Origin of the sequence: Haemophilus seminalis, from assembly GCF_006384255.1 — a bacterium.
In the GTDB taxonomy this organism is placed as follows: domain Bacteria; phylum Pseudomonadota; class Gammaproteobacteria; order Enterobacterales; family Pasteurellaceae; genus Haemophilus; species Haemophilus seminalis.
In genome coordinates, this window is record NZ_VCED01000005.1 from 159,782 (window position 1) to 176,653 (window position 16,872).

The 16,872-nt window shown below is 35.1% G+C and carries 12 protein-coding genes and 1 pseudogene; 7 read left to right on the forward strand and 6 right to left on the reverse strand.

Annotation, left to right across the window (positions count from 1 at the left end; all coding sequences use genetic code 11):
• Nucleotides 1–74 precede the first annotated feature (74 nt).
• From radA to tnpA, 7 genes and pseudogenes are all read left to right on the forward strand, one after another.
• On the forward strand, nt 75–1,451 hold the full coding sequence (gene radA, locus FE813_RS08060; RefSeq protein WP_139990158.1) for a DNA repair protein RadA: 1,377 nt from the start codon (nt 75–77) through the stop codon (nt 1,449–1,451).
• 121 nt (nt 1,452–1,572) lie between these two features.
• Nucleotides 1,573–2,052: a leucine-responsive transcriptional regulator Lrp gene (gene lrp, locus FE813_RS08065; protein WP_139990159.1), complete on the forward strand. Its 480-nt coding sequence runs from the start codon at nt 1,573–1,575 to the stop codon at nt 2,050–2,052.
• Between the two features lie 8 nt (nt 2,053–2,060).
• Nucleotides 2,061–4,868, forward strand: a complete 2,808-nt coding sequence (locus FE813_RS08070; protein ID WP_139990160.1) for a DNA translocase FtsK — start codon at nt 2,061–2,063, stop codon at nt 4,866–4,868.
• 17 nt (nt 4,869–4,885) lie between these two features.
• Complete coding sequence (gene lolA, locus FE813_RS08075) at nt 4,886–5,503, forward strand: outer membrane lipoprotein periplasmic chaperone LolA (RefSeq protein ID WP_005633722.1); 618 nt, start codon at nt 4,886–4,888, stop codon at nt 5,501–5,503.
• Between the two features lie 60 nt (nt 5,504–5,563).
• Nucleotides 5,564–6,904 carry a replication-associated recombination protein A gene (locus FE813_RS08080; RefSeq protein ID WP_139990161.1) on the forward strand — a complete coding sequence of 447 codons (1,341 nt, stop codon included), beginning with the start codon at nt 5,564–5,566 and terminating at the stop codon, nt 6,902–6,904.
• Nucleotides 6,905–6,924: 20 nt separating this feature from the next.
• The gene (locus FE813_RS08085) at nt 6,925–8,100 is read left to right on the forward strand and encodes a multidrug effflux MFS transporter (RefSeq protein WP_139990162.1); all 1,176 of its coding nucleotides are present in this window, start codon (nt 6,925–6,927) and stop codon (nt 8,098–8,100) included.
• A 212-nt stretch (nt 8,101–8,312) separates the two neighbouring features.
• Nucleotides 8,313–8,645: pseudogene (gene tnpA / locus FE813_RS08090) on the forward strand (IS200/IS605 family transposase); the annotation flags it as partial.
• Nucleotides 8,646–9,406: 761 nt separating this feature from the next.
• Here the strand turns inward: tnpA and FE813_RS10715 are convergent.
• The 6 genes from FE813_RS10715 to FE813_RS10720 all read right to left on the reverse strand — a co-directional run.
• Entirely contained in the window at nt 9,407–10,657 is a 1,251-nt protein-coding gene (locus tag FE813_RS10715; RefSeq protein WP_235898323.1) for a glycosyltransferase, read from the reverse strand.
• 20 nt (nt 10,658–10,677) lie between these two features.
• Nucleotides 10,678–11,913, reverse strand: a complete 1,236-nt coding sequence (locus tag FE813_RS08100) for a hypothetical protein (RefSeq protein ID WP_139990163.1) — start codon at nt 11,911–11,913, stop codon at nt 10,678–10,680.
• Between the two features lie 10 nt (nt 11,914–11,923).
• Nucleotides 11,924–13,054 carry a DUF2827 family protein gene (locus tag FE813_RS08105; RefSeq protein WP_139990164.1) on the reverse strand — a complete coding sequence of 377 codons (1,131 nt, stop codon included), beginning with the start codon at nt 13,052–13,054 and terminating at the stop codon, nt 11,924–11,926.
• Between the two features lie 5 nt (nt 13,055–13,059).
• Complete coding sequence (locus tag FE813_RS08110; RefSeq protein WP_139990165.1) at nt 13,060–14,193, reverse strand: DUF2827 family protein; 1,134 nt, start codon at nt 14,191–14,193, stop codon at nt 13,060–13,062.
• A gap of 12 nt (nt 14,194–14,205) precedes the next feature.
• Nucleotides 14,206–15,339 carry a DUF2827 family protein gene (locus FE813_RS08115; RefSeq protein ID WP_139990166.1) on the reverse strand — a complete coding sequence of 378 codons (1,134 nt, stop codon included), beginning with the start codon at nt 15,337–15,339 and terminating at the stop codon, nt 14,206–14,208.
• Between the two features lie 110 nt (nt 15,340–15,449).
• On the reverse strand, nt 15,450–16,872 hold a 1,423-nt coding region (locus tag FE813_RS10720), incomplete at its 5' end, for a YadA family autotransporter adhesin (RefSeq protein ID WP_180978716.1).

The window sequence follows — 16,872 nt, forward strand, 5'->3', positions numbered from 1 at the left end:
CTTGCCTTGAATAATATAACGATATTTAGCTGTAGGTATATGAATACTCGGTTAAAGGATGAGAAGGATAAAAAATGGCTAAAGCTCCGAAAACAGCTTATGTATGTAACGATTGTGGTGCGGAGTTTTCTCGTTGGCAAGGGCAATGTTCAGCTTGTAAAGCGTGGAATACAATCACCGAAGTGCGGTTAATTTCCACGGCAAAATCAAAAAATGATCGTTTTAGCGGCTACGCGGGGGAAACTCAGGCAAAAATTCAAACGCTTTCTGAAATTAGTTTACAAGAAACACCACGTTTTTCCAGTGGCTTTAATGAATTAGATCGGGTACTGGGCGGCGGGATTGTACCAGGCAGTGCGATTTTAATTGGAGGGCATCCTGGTGCAGGGAAAAGTACATTGTTATTACAAGTCATGTGTAGTTTAGCGAAAAATATGACCGCACTTTATGTGACGGGAGAGGAATCGTTACAACAGGTTGCGATGCGTGCAAGTCGATTGGGATTGCCAAACGATCAATTAAAAATGTTATCAGAAACCTCTGTGGAACAGATTTGTAATTTGGCGGATCAGTTAAAACCACAAATTATAGTGGTGGACTCGATCCAGGTAATGCATTTGGCAGATATTCAATCATCGCCAGGCAGTGTGGCACAAGTGCGTGAATGTGCTTCTTTTCTCACTCGTTATGCGAAAACCCGCCAAGTCGCCATTATTATGGTGGGGCATGTAACGAAAGACGGAACTCTTGCAGGGCCGAAAGTGTTAGAGCATGCCATTGACTGTTCATTACTATTAGAAGGTGAAGCCGATTCTCGCTATCGTACCTTGCGTAGCCATAAAAACCGTTTTGGTGCGGTCAATGAATTAGGTGTATTTGGTATGACCGAGCAAGGCTTGCGAGAAGTAAAAAATCCATCGGCGATCTTTTTAAGTCGAGGTGATGAGATTACATCGGGCAGCTCTGTTATGGTACTTTGGGAAGGTACTCGTCCTCTTCTAGTTGAAATTCAAGCCTTAGTGGATCATTCAATGCTAGCGAATCCTCGCCGTGTTGCGGTGGGTTTAGAGCAAAATCGCTTAGCGCTATTATTGGCGGTGTTACACCGACATGGGGGCTTACAAATGGCTGATCAAGATGTCTTTGTGAATGTCGTTGGTGGTGTAAAAGTCAGTGAAACAAGTGCGGATTTAGCTTTGTTGTTGGCGTTAATTTCAAGTTTCCGTAATCGCCCCTTGCCACAAGATTTAGTGATTTTTGGTGAAGTTGGATTAGCGGGAGAAATTCGTCCGGTGCCAAGTGGGCAAGAACGTATTAGTGAAGCGGCAAAGCATGGCTTCAAACGTGCTATTGTTCCTTTTGGTAACAAGCCGAAAAGTGCGGTCGAAAATATGCAAGTTTTTACGGTGAAGAAACTTTCCGATGCGTTAGCCGTGTTGGATAATTTCTAAATACTTCATTAGAGATAATTAATAGCCTCAATGGAAATGAATTATCTATGGCCGTTGTACTGAAAACGTTAGCAAAATTTGTTAAAATAAACATACTTTTTATTCAAAGAAAAATAAGAAAATGGAAAAAAAACTGAATAAAGCGCTGGATGCGATTGATATAAAAATTCTTAATGAATTACAACGCAACGGTAAAATTTCTAATATTGATTTGTCGAAAAAAGTAGGGCTTTCACCCACTCCTTGTTTAGAACGTGTGAAACGTTTAGAAAAACAAGGCGTAATTATGGGATATCGTGCGTTGTTGAATCCTGAATTATTGGAAGCACCTTTGCTTGTGATCGTGGAAATCACGTTAGTTCGTGGAAAACCTGACGTATTTGAGGAATTTAATGCTGCGATTCAAGAGTTGGAAGAAATTCAAGAATGCCACTTAGTGTCGGGTGATTTTGATTATCTTCTAAAAACTCGAGTTGCTGATATGGCAGAGTATCGTAAATTGCTTGGCTCAACTTTATTGCGCTTACCAGGTGTAAATGATACGCGCACTTATGTGGTGATGGAAGAAGTAAAACAAACTAATTATCTTGTATTGAAATAATAAACTATATGATTAAACGAATTACAGAACGCTTTACACCAAGACAGTATTTAGCTGAATTATTATTAGCATTAACCGCACTTTTTGGACTTTATTTAATTATTGCTTGGTCTAGTTATACACCTTTAGATAATTCTTGGGCAACGGCTGCATCTCATGATGGAACAATTAACAAGGCTGGAGCATTCGGCGCTTGGGTAATCGATCTCCTTTTTGTCTTTTTCGGATATGTTGCACATATTTTTCCTTTTACTACGTTTTTAGTGCCAGTTTATCTATTAAAAACTAAAGCGGTTAAACAGCTTTCATGTACGCGAATTATTTTACGTAGTTTTGGTTTTTTTACTTTAATCATCGGTCTTTGTGTGATGAGTATGTTGCTTTTATCAAGTAATTCTTTTTATTTGAGTGGCGGTGTGCTTGGTGGTTCACTTGTAGTGAATTGGATTTATCCTGTACTCGGTAAATTAGGTGCAATATTAATTGGGCTGGTCTTTGCTGTCATTGGATTCATTTTTTGTTCTGGTGCCTCATTTATTCGATTGCTTGTGACGTTTTATCATTGGTTTACTATGAAAAATGAACAAACTGAAGATGTTAAACAAGATGAATCTGGAGAGGAATTAGAGCAAATTTTGATTCAGAAACCAGATTTTATTCAAAATATGATATTGCCAGAAGTTGCGGAACAAAATGAACATAATCCAAAATTTGTAGAAGATAAGAATGATAGTGAGCTTGGAGAAAACGAAAAGTTATCTAATGAGCAAATGATAAATATTAGTGGATTAACACAAAATATCGCTATTCAAACAGATTATAACGAACTTAATTCACAAAATATTGATGAACAATTTATTTCTGATTTAGGTATGGAAAAATTGCCTAGTGTTCATATTTCAAATGAGTTAAATCATCAAATGCCGAATGAAAATGATTTTGTCCCAGTGTGGATTAATAATAAAAAAGAAAAGGGACAGTTGAATAAATCAGAAAATGAAATAAGTGCGGATAATTTTTCAGAAGTTTCTTTACTACAAGATGATGAAATCCCAACGGTTTCCTTGCGTGAGGGTTTAGCGCATCAGAATGATGAAGAAAATAATTTTTCACATCTTGCTAAAGAATTTGCAGCTCGTGAAGCAGCACGTTTTGCTCAAGCTGATGAACAAGTTCGTTTAGCAGATAATAATTCAGAAATGATGGTTTCTTTACAGAATGAGGTGACTGAAGAACAAGTTAAAACTACAGAGAATACACCTCATTATCAAGGTTATAGTGGTTCACTAATTCATCCAGCATTCCAACAGCAAACAACTAAACGTGAAAAGCCTAGCACGCCATTGCCAAGTTTAGAGTTATTATCGAAGCATCCGGCGGTAGAACAAAATATTACTCAAGAAGAAGTTTTGGAAACATCTCAACGTATAGAGCAACAATTACGTAATTTTAATGTGAAAGCGACTGTAAAAGATGTGCTTGTTGGCCCTGTTGTTACGCGTTATGAATTAGAATTACAACCTGGGGTGAAAGCGTCAAAAGTAACGAGTATTGATACCGATTTAGCGCGTGCATTAATGTTCCGCTCGATTCGTGTAGCGGAGGCTATTCCTGGTAAGCCTTATATCGGTATTGAAACACCTAATCTTCATCGTCAAATGGTGCCATTACGTGACGTGTTAGATAGCAGCGAATTCCGTGATACTCATGCCACTTTGCCAATGGCTTTAGGTAAAGATATTAGCGGAAAGGCAGTGATTGTTGATTTAGCGAAAATGCCACATTTGTTGGTTGCAGGATCAACGGGATCGGGTAAGTCTGTTGGCGTGAATACGATGATCTTAAGTTTACTTTATCGTGTTCAACCAGAAGATGTGAAATTCATCATGATCGATCCTAAAGTCGTTGAACTTTCTGTTTATAATGATATTCCGCACTTGCTAACGCCTGTTGTAACAGATATGAAAAAAGCTGCTAATGCATTGCGTTGGTGTGTAGATGAAATGGAACGCCGTTATCAGCTGCTTTCTGCGCTACGTGTACGTAATATTGAAGGCTTTAACGAAAAAATCGATGAATATGAAGCAATGGGAATGCCAGTGCCAAATCCAATTTGGCGACCTGGCGATACAATGGATACGATGCCACCTGCATTGAAAAAATTGAGTTATATTGTGGTTATTGTCGATGAGTTTGCTGATTTAATGATGGTAGCGGGTAAGCAAATTGAAGAACTCATTGCTCGCTTGGCACAAAAAGCGCGAGCTATTGGTATCCATTTAATTTTAGCGACGCAACGTCCTTCTGTCGATGTGATTACAGGTTTAATTAAAGCAAATATCCCAAGTCGGATTGCCTTTACGGTTGCAAGTAAAATTGACTCACGCACAATTCTTGATCAAGGTGGGGCTGAGGCGCTTTTAGGTCGTGGTGATATGCTTTATTCGGGGCAAGGTTCATCGGATTTGGTGCGTGTTCATGGTGCCTTTATGAGTGATGATGAAGTTATTCGTATTGCGGATGATTGGCGAGCACGTGGTAAACCTGATTATATCGATGGCATTTTAGAAAGTGCTGACGATGAGGAAAGCACAGAAAAAGGAATATCAAGCGGTGGAGAATTAGATCCACTTTTTGATGAAGTAATGGATTTCGTTATTAATACTGGTACAACTTCAGTATCTTCTATTCAACGTAAATTCAGCGTAGGTTTTAACCGAGCAGCGCGTATTATGGATCAAATGGAAGAGCAAGGAATTGTTAGCCCAATGCAAAATGGTAAGCGTGAGATTTTATCGCGTCGTCCGGACTACTAATTTAAAAGGAAAGTAAAATGAAAAAAACAACGTTAAAATTTGCCGCACTTGCGTTACTTGGTTTGAGTAATTTGGCATTGGCTGATGCGGCAAGTGAATTGCAAATGCGTTTAGCTAAAGTTGATGTGTTAAGTGCAGAATTTGTGCAAACAGTGACTTCTGGAAGTGGCAAAAATGTTCAACAGGGAAGTGGCAAACTTCAAATTAAACGTCCAAATTTATTCCGTATGGATACTAAAACTCCTCAAGAAACCCAGATTATTTCTGATGGTAAAACCTTGTGGTTCTATGATCCATTTGTGCAACAAGTAACAGCACAATGGGTGAAAGATGCGGTAAATAATACACCATTCGTATTGCTCACAAGTAACGATAAAAGCCATTGGGATCAATATTCGGTCATGCAACAAGTGGATACTTTCGTATTGAAACCTAAATCTTCGAAAAGTAATATCAAGCAATTTGATATTCGCGTCGATGCTAATGGCGTATTAAGAAATTTCAGTACGACAGAGAAAGATGGGCAAACCAATCTTTATGTTTTACGTAATATTACTAATCAAACTTTGTCTGATAGCTTGTTCCAATTCAAGCCAGAAAAAGGCGTTGAAGTGGATGACCAACGTAAAAAATAACAAATGATTATTTTAAATAAGGGCGTAGAAATACGCCCTTCAATTTTGTGAGAAATAAAAATGTCTAACCTCAATTTTGATTTTGCCGAAAATGATTTTCGTCCACTGGCAGCTAAGATGCGTCCAACGAGTCTAGAGCAGTATTTTGGGCAAACTCATCTTATTGGTGAAGATAAGCCACTGCGTAAAGCGATTCAAGCTGGGCATATTCATTCCATGATTTTCTGGGGGCCACCAGGTACAGGAAAAACAACACTCGCAGAAATTATTGCGCAACGTATTAATGCAGAAGTTGAGCGAATTTCTGCGGTGACGAGTGGTATCAAAGAAATTCGTGAAGCTATTGATCGTGCAAAACAAAATCGTCTTACAGATCGTAAAACTATCTTATTTGTGGATGAAGTCCATCGTTTTAATAAAAGCCAGCAAGATGCATTTTTACCGCACATTGAAGACGGAACCGTTATTTTTATTGGGGCTACAACAGAAAATCCATCTTTTGAGCTAAATAATGCGTTGCTTTCTCGTGCCAGAGTATATGTGCTGAAATCACTCACCTCGGCTGAAATTGAACAAGTTTTGCAGCAAGCTGTAGAAGATCCTGAACGAGGATTGGGTAAAGAGCGGCTAATTTTAGAAGAGAATTTACTACAAGTGCTTGCCGAATATGTTAATGGGGATGCGCGATTAGCCTTGAATTGCCTCGAATTAATGGTGGATATGGCGAATGAAACCGAAAATGGAAAGAAAATCGACCGCACTTTATTAAAAGAAGTCTTAGGCGAACGTCAAGCGAGATTTGATAAACAAGGCGATCGTTTCTATGATTTAATTTCTGCGCTACATAAATCTGTTCGAGGTTCTGCACCAGATGCTGCATTGTATTGGTATGCACGAATTTTAACGGCAGGCGGTGATCCTTTATATGTTGCGCGCCGATTACTTGCCATTGCTTCAGAAGATGTGGGAAATGCCGATCCTCGTGCTATGCAAGTCGCATTGGCTGCATGGGATTGTTTTACTCGAGTGGGGGCTTATGAAGGGGAGCGCGCCATTGCTCAAGCTATTATCTATCTTGCGGTAGCGCCAAAAAGTAATGCGGTTTATACCGCATTTAACACTGCCAAACAGCAAGTGAAAGATTTACCCGATTATGATGTTCCACCACATTTACGCAATGCACCAACTAATTTAATGAAAGAGCTTGGCTATGGTGCTGAATATCGTTATGCCCACGATGAACCTAACGCTTATGCGGCAGGTGAAAATTATTTCCCGCCTGAATTAAAAGACACTCAATATTATTTTCCGACGAATAGAGGTATGGAAATTCAGATTAAGGAAAAATTAGAACGATTACGTGAGCAAGATAAAAGTGCGGTGAAAAAACGGTATAAATAATTTTTATTTAGGATATATAAATGCAAAAAACAAATTCAAAAGCCTTTTTAGTGATTTTACTTGGTGTACTTTCTGCCTTTGGACCATTTGTTGTCGATCTTTATTTGCCATCATTGCCACAGCTTGCACAATTTTTTGATACAACAGCCTCAATGACACAATTAACGCTCACAACGGCAATGATCGGTTTAGCCGTTGGGCAGCTATTACTTGGCCCGATGAGTGATAAATTTGGACGCAAAAAGCCGCTGATTATTTCACTTTTAATTTATATCATCAGTACGATTTTACTGATTTTCTCACCGAATATTGAAACGATGATTGTATTAAGAGCGGTACAAGGGCTTTCCTCTGCTGGAAGTGTAGTAATTTCTCGTGCGATAGCGACGGACTTATATCGTGGTCGTGAAATGACACGTTTTTTTGGGCTATTAATGACGATTAATGGTATCGCACCGATCATTTCACCTATTCTAGGCAGTTTATTATTAGAATATATTGGTTGGAAAGGCGTATTTTTCTTTTTAGCAATTATTGGTATTGTTGTATTACTATTTTGTCTTCGTTTAAAAGAAAGCCTAATTATTGAAAAACGTTTGAAAGGTTCTGTACTTTCCACATTCTTTACATTTGGCAAGATTATAAAAAATAGAATGTTTATGAGTTATGTTGGTATTGAAAGCTTTTTGCTTGCCGCCATGTTTGCGTATATTTCCGCTTCACCTTTTATTTTGCAAAGTTTTTACGGGTTAAGTGCGTTTACTTTTAGTTTATGTTTTGGAGCAAATGGTGCAGCATTAGTTATTGGAGCAAATATAGGTGGTAAGTTGTCAAATCGTACAGCCCTTTCTTTTGGAGTATTGGGCTTTGGGATTGTTGTTCTTTACACCATTTCGACACTTATTATTCAACCTAACTGGTTTTTAGTTGAAATTGGCTTCTTTCTTATGTTATTGATGATGGGGCTTACCTTTCCTGCAATTTCTTCATTGGCAATGGAAAGTGAACGTCAATATGCCGGAAGTGCTTCTGCATTACTTGGTTTTACTCCCTTTTTTCTAGGGGGCGTTGTTTCACCATTAGTCGGTATTGGTAATATTTTCTATGCAACAGCTGTGGTGATTTTAGTTTGTGCTTTCATCAGTTTGATAATTTATTTTTTAATTCGTACTAATATTAAGGCATACACAGAATAAAATTAATCGTATTTTCTTATGGCTAAACGGAAGTCTGTCCATGAGTGGCATACGTATAGAGCCAAATTGCTTAAGCGATGAACAGAAAAATTCTCGCTATATAACGAACAAGCTTTGCAACCAAAATTCAATATATAGGAGGATTATCATGGTAAAGTAAAACCAATGGCGATTCGTGTCTATCACACACAAAATGAAACGGTAAGTACCCCATTGTATTTATTCCGAAGTTCAGAAGAAAAGTAATTTATGGAAAGTTGAGAGCAGATATAGGGCAAATATTGAGGCAGTTATATGGCTATAAAAACGTGGAGATAATAGAAGCGCAGGTAATGCTAGCCCCTATCCATATGCTCTTAAAAATTCCACCTAAAATATCGGTATCAGATTTTATGGGCTATCTGAAGGGCGAGTCAGCGCTGATGATTTTTGAAAGACATGCGAACTTAAAATATAGATATGGAAATAGGCATTTCTGGGCGAAAGGATTTTTTGTAAGCACAGTAGGGTTAAATACAAAAGTGGTAGAGGATTATATAAGAAACTAAGAAAAAGAAGATATGGTTCAAGATAATTTATTAACGAAAGAACATGTTGACTCCTTTTTTAGGGGTAATCAAAGAAATAATTAGACGCGGTTGCCGGTTCTCACAAGCCTCTTGAGGGTTGAAGTATAGATCTTTATGGGGAAGTCTAAAAAATGCATATTTTACGTGAGGATTGTTATTTAAAAAGCGGGATATTATTACTCTTACCAATTCGATTATTACCCAATATCTTTAGAATATTTCTATCTCTTATTTACTGATGGAAAATTACTCAGGGCAGAATGTGTAAAAGAAGAACAATTATTTTCTTGGTATGATTTTATAGAAAGATAAAGACGTATTGATTTTTAAAATGCATATTTTATAGGGGACTATTTTAGAAGTTACCTAAATTAAAACTAGACTATAGTTACAATTACCAGAATGATAATTATGGATTATAATAAGTAACAATATTATTCACTTAAGAGTTATGGTGGCTACTCTGTATAGGATATTAAATAGTTGATACGTTTACTTTCTGTAATTTAACGACGAAATAAGTTAATTTTCAATAAATTGTTATTGATTTTACTATAAGAAGAAAATTTAATGTATCTTTTTGCACCTGATTAATATAGTTCTATTGATAGCCATCAATAAAGATTATTTATTTCTTTTTCTGATAACGATGGTTTTAGATAAGTAGAAATTCTCTCAGAAAGAACATATTTAATAGCATAGCTATTATCTCTCCCAATAGCTATGCTATAGTTGTTTCATTGCTTTACAGATTCTGAAACTCTTACTAACAACTTCTCTAATTCATTACTTACTCTATCAATATTAAAACGCGCAATAGATTCTGGTAAACGATGAATATAGGTATTTCTTTCAATATCATTATTTAATAGCGCATAAACTCGGTTTACGAATTCAGTTTTATTGCCTAAAGGAATTAATGCACCAAACTCTCCATTTCCCAAAATATCTCTAGGTCCAGTAGGGCAATCCATTGCTACAACAGGGGTTCCACATACCATGCTTTCTAAGAATACTGTAGGTAATCCTTCAGACAAAGATGTATGGATAAAAAGTTTTGCATGTTTCATAAATATATAAGGATTATCTCGTCTTCCCAGTAATAAGCAATCACCTTCCAAACCTAATTCTTTAATTCGTTCTTCTAATTTTGAATAATTTGGCCCAGCTCCAATAATATATAACTTTTCTTTTATACCTTTCTGTTTTAATTGAGAATAAATATCTAGCATTGTAAAATGATCTTTATAATCAAATAAGCGTGCAACTTGTAAAATATAATTTTCAGAAATTAATATTTTGTCATTTTCAGTAATTTCTTTTTCTTGAATAGATAGTTTTTCTTTTATATCTTTTTCGTCAATTGGATTAACTAATGTAACAATAGGTTTATCTACTCCTAACTCTGGTAAAATTTGAGAGCATTTTTCTGACATTTCATTACAGATATTAACAAGGTAGCTATGTTTATTTAATAAGTATTTATATAAATCAGGATTGTTCTTCCATGTTGTAAAATTGGTGTCTGAATGGATCCATCGGATTATAGGAAGTTGATTTGTTATATCATATTTTTTCAAGAAATCATCAAAATGACTATCGAAATTGATGATGATATCATGATTTCCTGAATTAATAACATTTAATATATTTTTATTACAATAATCGGTAATTTGATCATCCCAACTGCTAAAAAATTTCTTTTCAGATATAGAATAATGTCCTTTATTTCTTTCAATTGAACAGTAAATTTGAAACATTTCTTCAAATACACTCAATCCCCTGAAATTGAATGTTGTATTAATGTTTTTTGGTATAATAGCTAAGTCATCTTCTGTTATTTCTTTTAACAATAAAAGATCAACTTTACATTTTTCTTGTGTTACAAATTTAGATAATATTTTCAAATATGAAATTAAAACGGTTTCAACTCCTCCACGGCCAAAGGGTGGAGATAAAGTAGGATGAACTATTAGTATATTAATCATTAAGTATTTCCTCTATAAAATTAAACAATCTGTAAACTAGCAAAAACCCACTGGATGCGATTTTCTTCAACATTTAAATCTTGCGTGTTAAAACTGATAGTTTTACCCGCTCCTATAATATCTTTATAATAACAATTTTGTTTGGGGGTAAAAATATCGCCATTATTAACATAAATTCGAGTGCATTCAGGATAAGTTGCAATTCCACTATAAAGCCAATATAAAATTACTGGAGAATCCTGATTATTTATAAAAGAAATAGTACTTTCTCCTGAACATTCAACACATAGAGCACCTTTCCTAAAAAGGTCACCACTATCAAATTTTATTAAAAGATGTCCGTTGGCTTTTGCATAATTTAGTGATAATTTAGTTTGGCTTTCACTATTATTTGTCACTAAACTTTCTCTAGTGATGTTATAAAGTATATAATTTTCTGTTTGGAAGGCTTTTCCCCTTTTGTAAAAATCATCAGGATAAAGTCCATTAAACGTAATTAATTTATCTTCACGATGATTCCTTGTAATATGAAATCCCTCTACTTGTTCATTTTCTATAAGAAAAAGATGATGATTATTTTTTACGAGATGTTTCACTCCCCACAATGGAGTACAATTATACTTTGTAGGAAGTAAACTTACTTTATTTTCATCATAGGAATAGCGATTTAAAACGGTAGCATCTATCCCATATTTCATAGAAAAATTATTCTTTAATAATAGATTTTCAGTGTAATTCTTATATTTTATAAATGCGTTTTTATGCCCTAATATTACCCCAGCTTGCCAAACATATCCATATTTACTCTCAATTTCATCAAGTTTTTTATATTCATTTTCTTGTTGTTCATTTGGAACAACATCAGCTAAAAAACTGCAACGCCAAGCATCATAAGCGCAATATAAATTATCCTGATAAATAATCTGATCAAAAATAGTCAGTCTTTGTGAGGGAAACCAAATATCTGCATCATAAAATGCAATTTGCTCATAAGCATATTTTTCTGCAATATCTGCAACAGAAATATGTCTATCTAAAAGCATTTCACTATAACAATGAGAAGGGGGGAAACAAAAAATATTATTTTTTTCTAAAACGGCCTTTTTTTCTAGAGAAAGGCCGTAATCTAATACACCAATATCACCTTTTTTCTCGGTATAGAAATCTGTTTTTTGTAAACTCAATATAAAGGGTAAGAATTGCTCATACCAAATAGTATTATTGTTATCTAATGCGGTTAAAATAATTCTTTTCATTTATATTTTCCTATTTAAACAAACGTTTTAATTCATTTTCATAAATAGCAAGATTAATAGGATTATATGGATGTAGAGAAGCTAAATAGTCATTTGCTCTAGCAACATATTCATCATGGTGTTTATCATGATTTTCAATGACATCAATTAAAACTTTTGCACCATCAAAAGCATCAAATTGATCGTAATAATATCCTACACCTTTAGGTAGAAATTTAGAATTATGTATTAGTGGATACCCTCCATAAAGTACATCATTATAAGCATTATTTAAGCCGTTTTCCCACTGTGTACTTAAGACTATATCTGTGTATTCTGATAAAAAAAATGGCATATGAAAGCGCCCTTCTGTAGAAATTTTCCCACTTTTTAATAAATCTGTTTTTCCTATAAAATCTTTAAAAGAAGGACGCTCTCTTTTATCATAAGTATTACATAAATAAACATGTTCAATTAATTCAGGTCTATATCTATAGGCTTGCTCTGCAATTAATATATTAGTAAAACAATTTTTTAAAACAGATAAGTTAGGTTCAAAAGAGGAAATTCTTTTTTCTTTCTTAGAAAAATTTGTACTATCAAAATAGTGAAATGGTTTCTTTAGATCTTTTGCTGCTTTATCAAAAAATAAGGGAGACCAAATATAAGGAATTTTACGAGCTACTGAACGTTGCATTATTGCAAAATATGATGCGTTTGTATTCATATGATGAGGAAGAATCCAATGTGCATCAAATAATGTTCCATTAAAACTACTATTAGATTGTCTATTATTTACAAAGGATTCAACATCATAAATAAAATCGTTTCCCATCTTATAGCAAACAACTTTTCCACCATTCTTTCGAATAATATCTGCGTAACGCGGTTCAATATATAAGGAACCTTCTACTAAAATATCTAGTTCATTAATCTTTTCATCAATTTGATAAAATTTTAGATTAAGATCTGATAGCATATTCCATTCTTTAGGATCACTTATATTTTCAGGTCCCCAACTCACAAATATAACATCTTCAACACAATCCAATGCATTAAAAAGTTGATATAAAAAAACTAAATTTTGGTGAACACCGTTAGACCATATATCTTTATTTTGATGTTCTAAATTAAATGTAATACCTATTTTATATTTTTTCATTTTTCTCACTCAAATAAACGTTTTAATTCTCTTTCATAAATGGATAAATTAACTAGATTATAAGGATTTAATGAATCTAAATAATCATTTGCTTTTTGCATATATTCATCATAATTTTTATCATGATTTTCTATCGCATAAATTAATTTTTTTGCACCATCAAATGCATCAAATTGATCATAGTAATATCCAATACCCTTTGGAAGCAAGGTAGAATTATGTACTAACGGATATCCTCCATAAAGTGCTTCATTATAGGCATAGTTCAATCCATTCTCCCATTGAGTGCTGAGGACAATATCAGTATAAATAGACAAGAAATCTGTCATTCTAAAGCGATTTTCCACGCTCATCACCCCATCTTTTACTAGATCTGTTCGACCAATAAAATTATGGAAAGTACTATGTTCTCTTTTATCATAGGTATTGCACATATAAACATGCTCAATCAAATCAGGTCTTTCTCTATATGCCTGTTCTGCAATTAAAATATCGGTAAAACTATTTTTAAAAATAGAAATATTTGGTTCGAACGAGGATATTCTACGCTTATGGTTATGTTTATTTATATTACTTAAATAACCAAAAGATAAATCAGAGCGTTGAGCAATAGCAGATTGGCAAAATAAGGGTTCCCAAATAAAAGGAATTTTAACAGATGGACAATCATGCATAATTGAAAAATAAGCCGAATTTGTATTCATATTTTGTGGAATGATCCAATTTGCATCAATTTTTGCTCCATTAAATTGATGAATAGGAGATTTATTATGTATGGTTGATTCTATATCATAGATATAATCATTTCCCATTTTATAAACAACCGTTTTTCCTCCTCTTTGATGAATTCGATTAGCATAATCAGGTTCAATAGTTAACGTCCCTTCAATTAAGACATCCAAGCCATCAAGAACATCATAAATATAAGCAAAAGATAAATTAAAATTATCAAGCATAAAACCTTTATCTGGTACAGTGATTTTATTCGGTCCATCACTCACCAAAACAACAGATTCAACACAATCTAAGCTTTCTAATAAATTATAGAGAAAAATGATATTTTGTCCTGCGCCATTTGCCCAGATATCTCTTATTTTCCCTTCTAAATTAAATGTAATACCAATCTTATACTTTCTCATTCTTTTACTCTTTTATTCAAATAAACGCTTTAATTCAAGTTCATAAACTGCTAGATTTATAGGGTTATGTGGGTGTAAGGAATCTAAATATTCATTCGCACGTTGAACATAAGCATCGTGATATTTATCATGATTTTCAATCACATCAATTAATACTCTTGCTCCTTCAAATGCATCAAATTGATCATAATAATACCCTACACCTTTAGGTAATAATTTAGAATTATGAATAAATGGATAACCACCATAAAGAGCATCATTATATGCATAATTTAGCCCATTCTCCCATTGTGTACTTAATACAATATCAGTATATTCTGATAAAAATAATGGCATAGCAAATCGTTTTTCTACACTCATAATACCATCCTTGACTAAATTTGTTCTACCTATAAAATTAAAAAAAGTAGGATGATCTTTAATATTATAAGTATTACACATATAAACATGTTCAATTAAATCAGGTCTTTGTCGATATGCTTGCTCTGCAATTAAAATATCAGTGAAACTATTTTTAAAAATAGATATATTCGGTTCAAAAGAAGATATTCGACGAGATTTTTTAGACTTATCCAAATTATTTATATAACCAAATGGTCGATTCAATTCAGCAATTCCTTTATCACAAAAAACTGAAGACCAAATAAATGGAATTTGTCGAGATGGGCAACGATGCATAATTGAAAAATAAGCCGAATTCGTATTCATATTCTGTGGAATAATCCAATTCGCATCAAACTTAGTACCATTAAATATTCTTGTTGCTGATTTATTATGTATGACAGCCTCAATATCATAGATATAATCATTTCCCATTTTATAACAAATGACCTTTCCGCCATTTTTATGAATGATCTCAGCTTGGTTTGGCTCGATAGACAATGATCCTTCAATCAAAAGATCTAAATCTTCAATAACATCATCAATGTGTGAGAATTTAAGATTTAAATTTTCTAACATAAAATTTTTATCTGGTGTTGTTATGCCTTCAGGCCCCCAACAAACAAAGGTAACATTCTTTACAATATCTAATGCTTCAAATAATTGATATAAAAAAATTAAATTTTGATTAGCGCCATTAGACCAAATATCTCTAATTTGGCTTTCTAAATTAAACGTAATACCTACGTTGTATTTCTTAGACATGTTTTATTCTCAATACCCATATAATAAAAGAGCGGCTATTTTACCAAATAAATGATAAAAATACCGCTCTTTTTCAGTTAATCAACTAATTTAGATTAACTATTTAGTTATTACCATTGGTAACCAATACCAGCACCGAATGTGTAATCACGTTGTGTACTTGCACCTGCACTCATCTTAATAATAACTCGGTTGCTATCACTTGCTCTTGAGTAACCCACAGCTACGGCACTTTGACCTTTGTAGTTACCTACGCCAAGTGCAACCATGCTAGCTCCAGGGATGGTTACTTGTGGAATGTTTGCAACTGCCACTGCACTTGCAACACCACTACGGTGTTTCTTATCAAGTTTACCAAGTTTATTATTGATACGGTTTTCTACCGCATTAACTTGACCAACATTAGCTGCATCAGTTGGATTCACACCAGCAGCGACATTCGTGATACGACGTTCATTACCTTGTGAACCGATAGACACTGTATTTGCCTCAGCAGCTACAGAGCCAGTACCAATTGCTACAGCATTTTCAGCAGTTGCTTTCGCACCTTGACCAATTGCTGTTGCACCTTTTGCAGTCGCTTCAGATCCTTGACCCACTGCAGTTGTATTTTCCGCAGTTGCTTTAGCTGATCCACCAATTGCAGTTGCATTTGAACCACCTACGTAGGTTGCTCCATTTCCGAGTTTGGTATTTTGACCATCTACTTCTAAGCCAGATTTGGTTACTGTATCCATAGCTGCAGTTGCTTTGCTATCCGCCGCAGTTGCTTTGCTGTCTGCAGTAGATGCCGCAGTTGAAGCTGCTGTTGCTTTAGAGTCAGCAGTAGATGCCGCAGTAGATGCTTCAGTTGCTTTGCTGTCTGCAGTTGAAGCCACAGTTGAAGCCGCAGTTGCTTTGCTATCCGCTGTAGATGCTGCAGTTGACGCTGCTACCGCTTTGCTGTCAGCAGTTGAAGCTGCTGTAGAAGCTGCTGTTGCTTTGCTGTCAGCAGTAGAAGCTGCTGTAGAAGCCGCAGTTGCTTTGCTGTCAGCAGTAGATGCCGCAGTAGATGCTTCAGTTGCTTTGCTGTCAGCAGTAGATGCTGCAGTTGAAGCTGCTGTTGCTTTGCTGTCTGCAGTAGATGCTGCAGTTGAAGCTGCTGTTGCTTTAGAGTCAGCAGTTGACGCTGCAGTAGATGCTTCAGTTGCTTTGCTGTCTGCAGTAGATGCTGCAGTTGAAGCTGCTGTTGCTTTAGAGTCAGCAGTTGACGCTGCAGTAGATGCTTCAGTTGCTTTGCTGTCTGCAGTAGATGCTGCTGTAGACGCTGCTACCGCTTTGCTGTCAGCAGTTGACGCTGCAGTAGATGCTTCAGTTGCTTTGCTGTCTGCAGTAGATGCTGCAGTTGAAGCTGCTGTTGCTTTAGAGTCAGCAGTTGACGCTGCAGTAGATGCTTCAGTTGCTTTGCTGTCTGCAGTAGATGCTGCTGTAGACGCTGCTACCGCTTTGCTGTCAGCAGTTGACGCTGCAGTAGATGCTTCAGTTGCTTTGCTG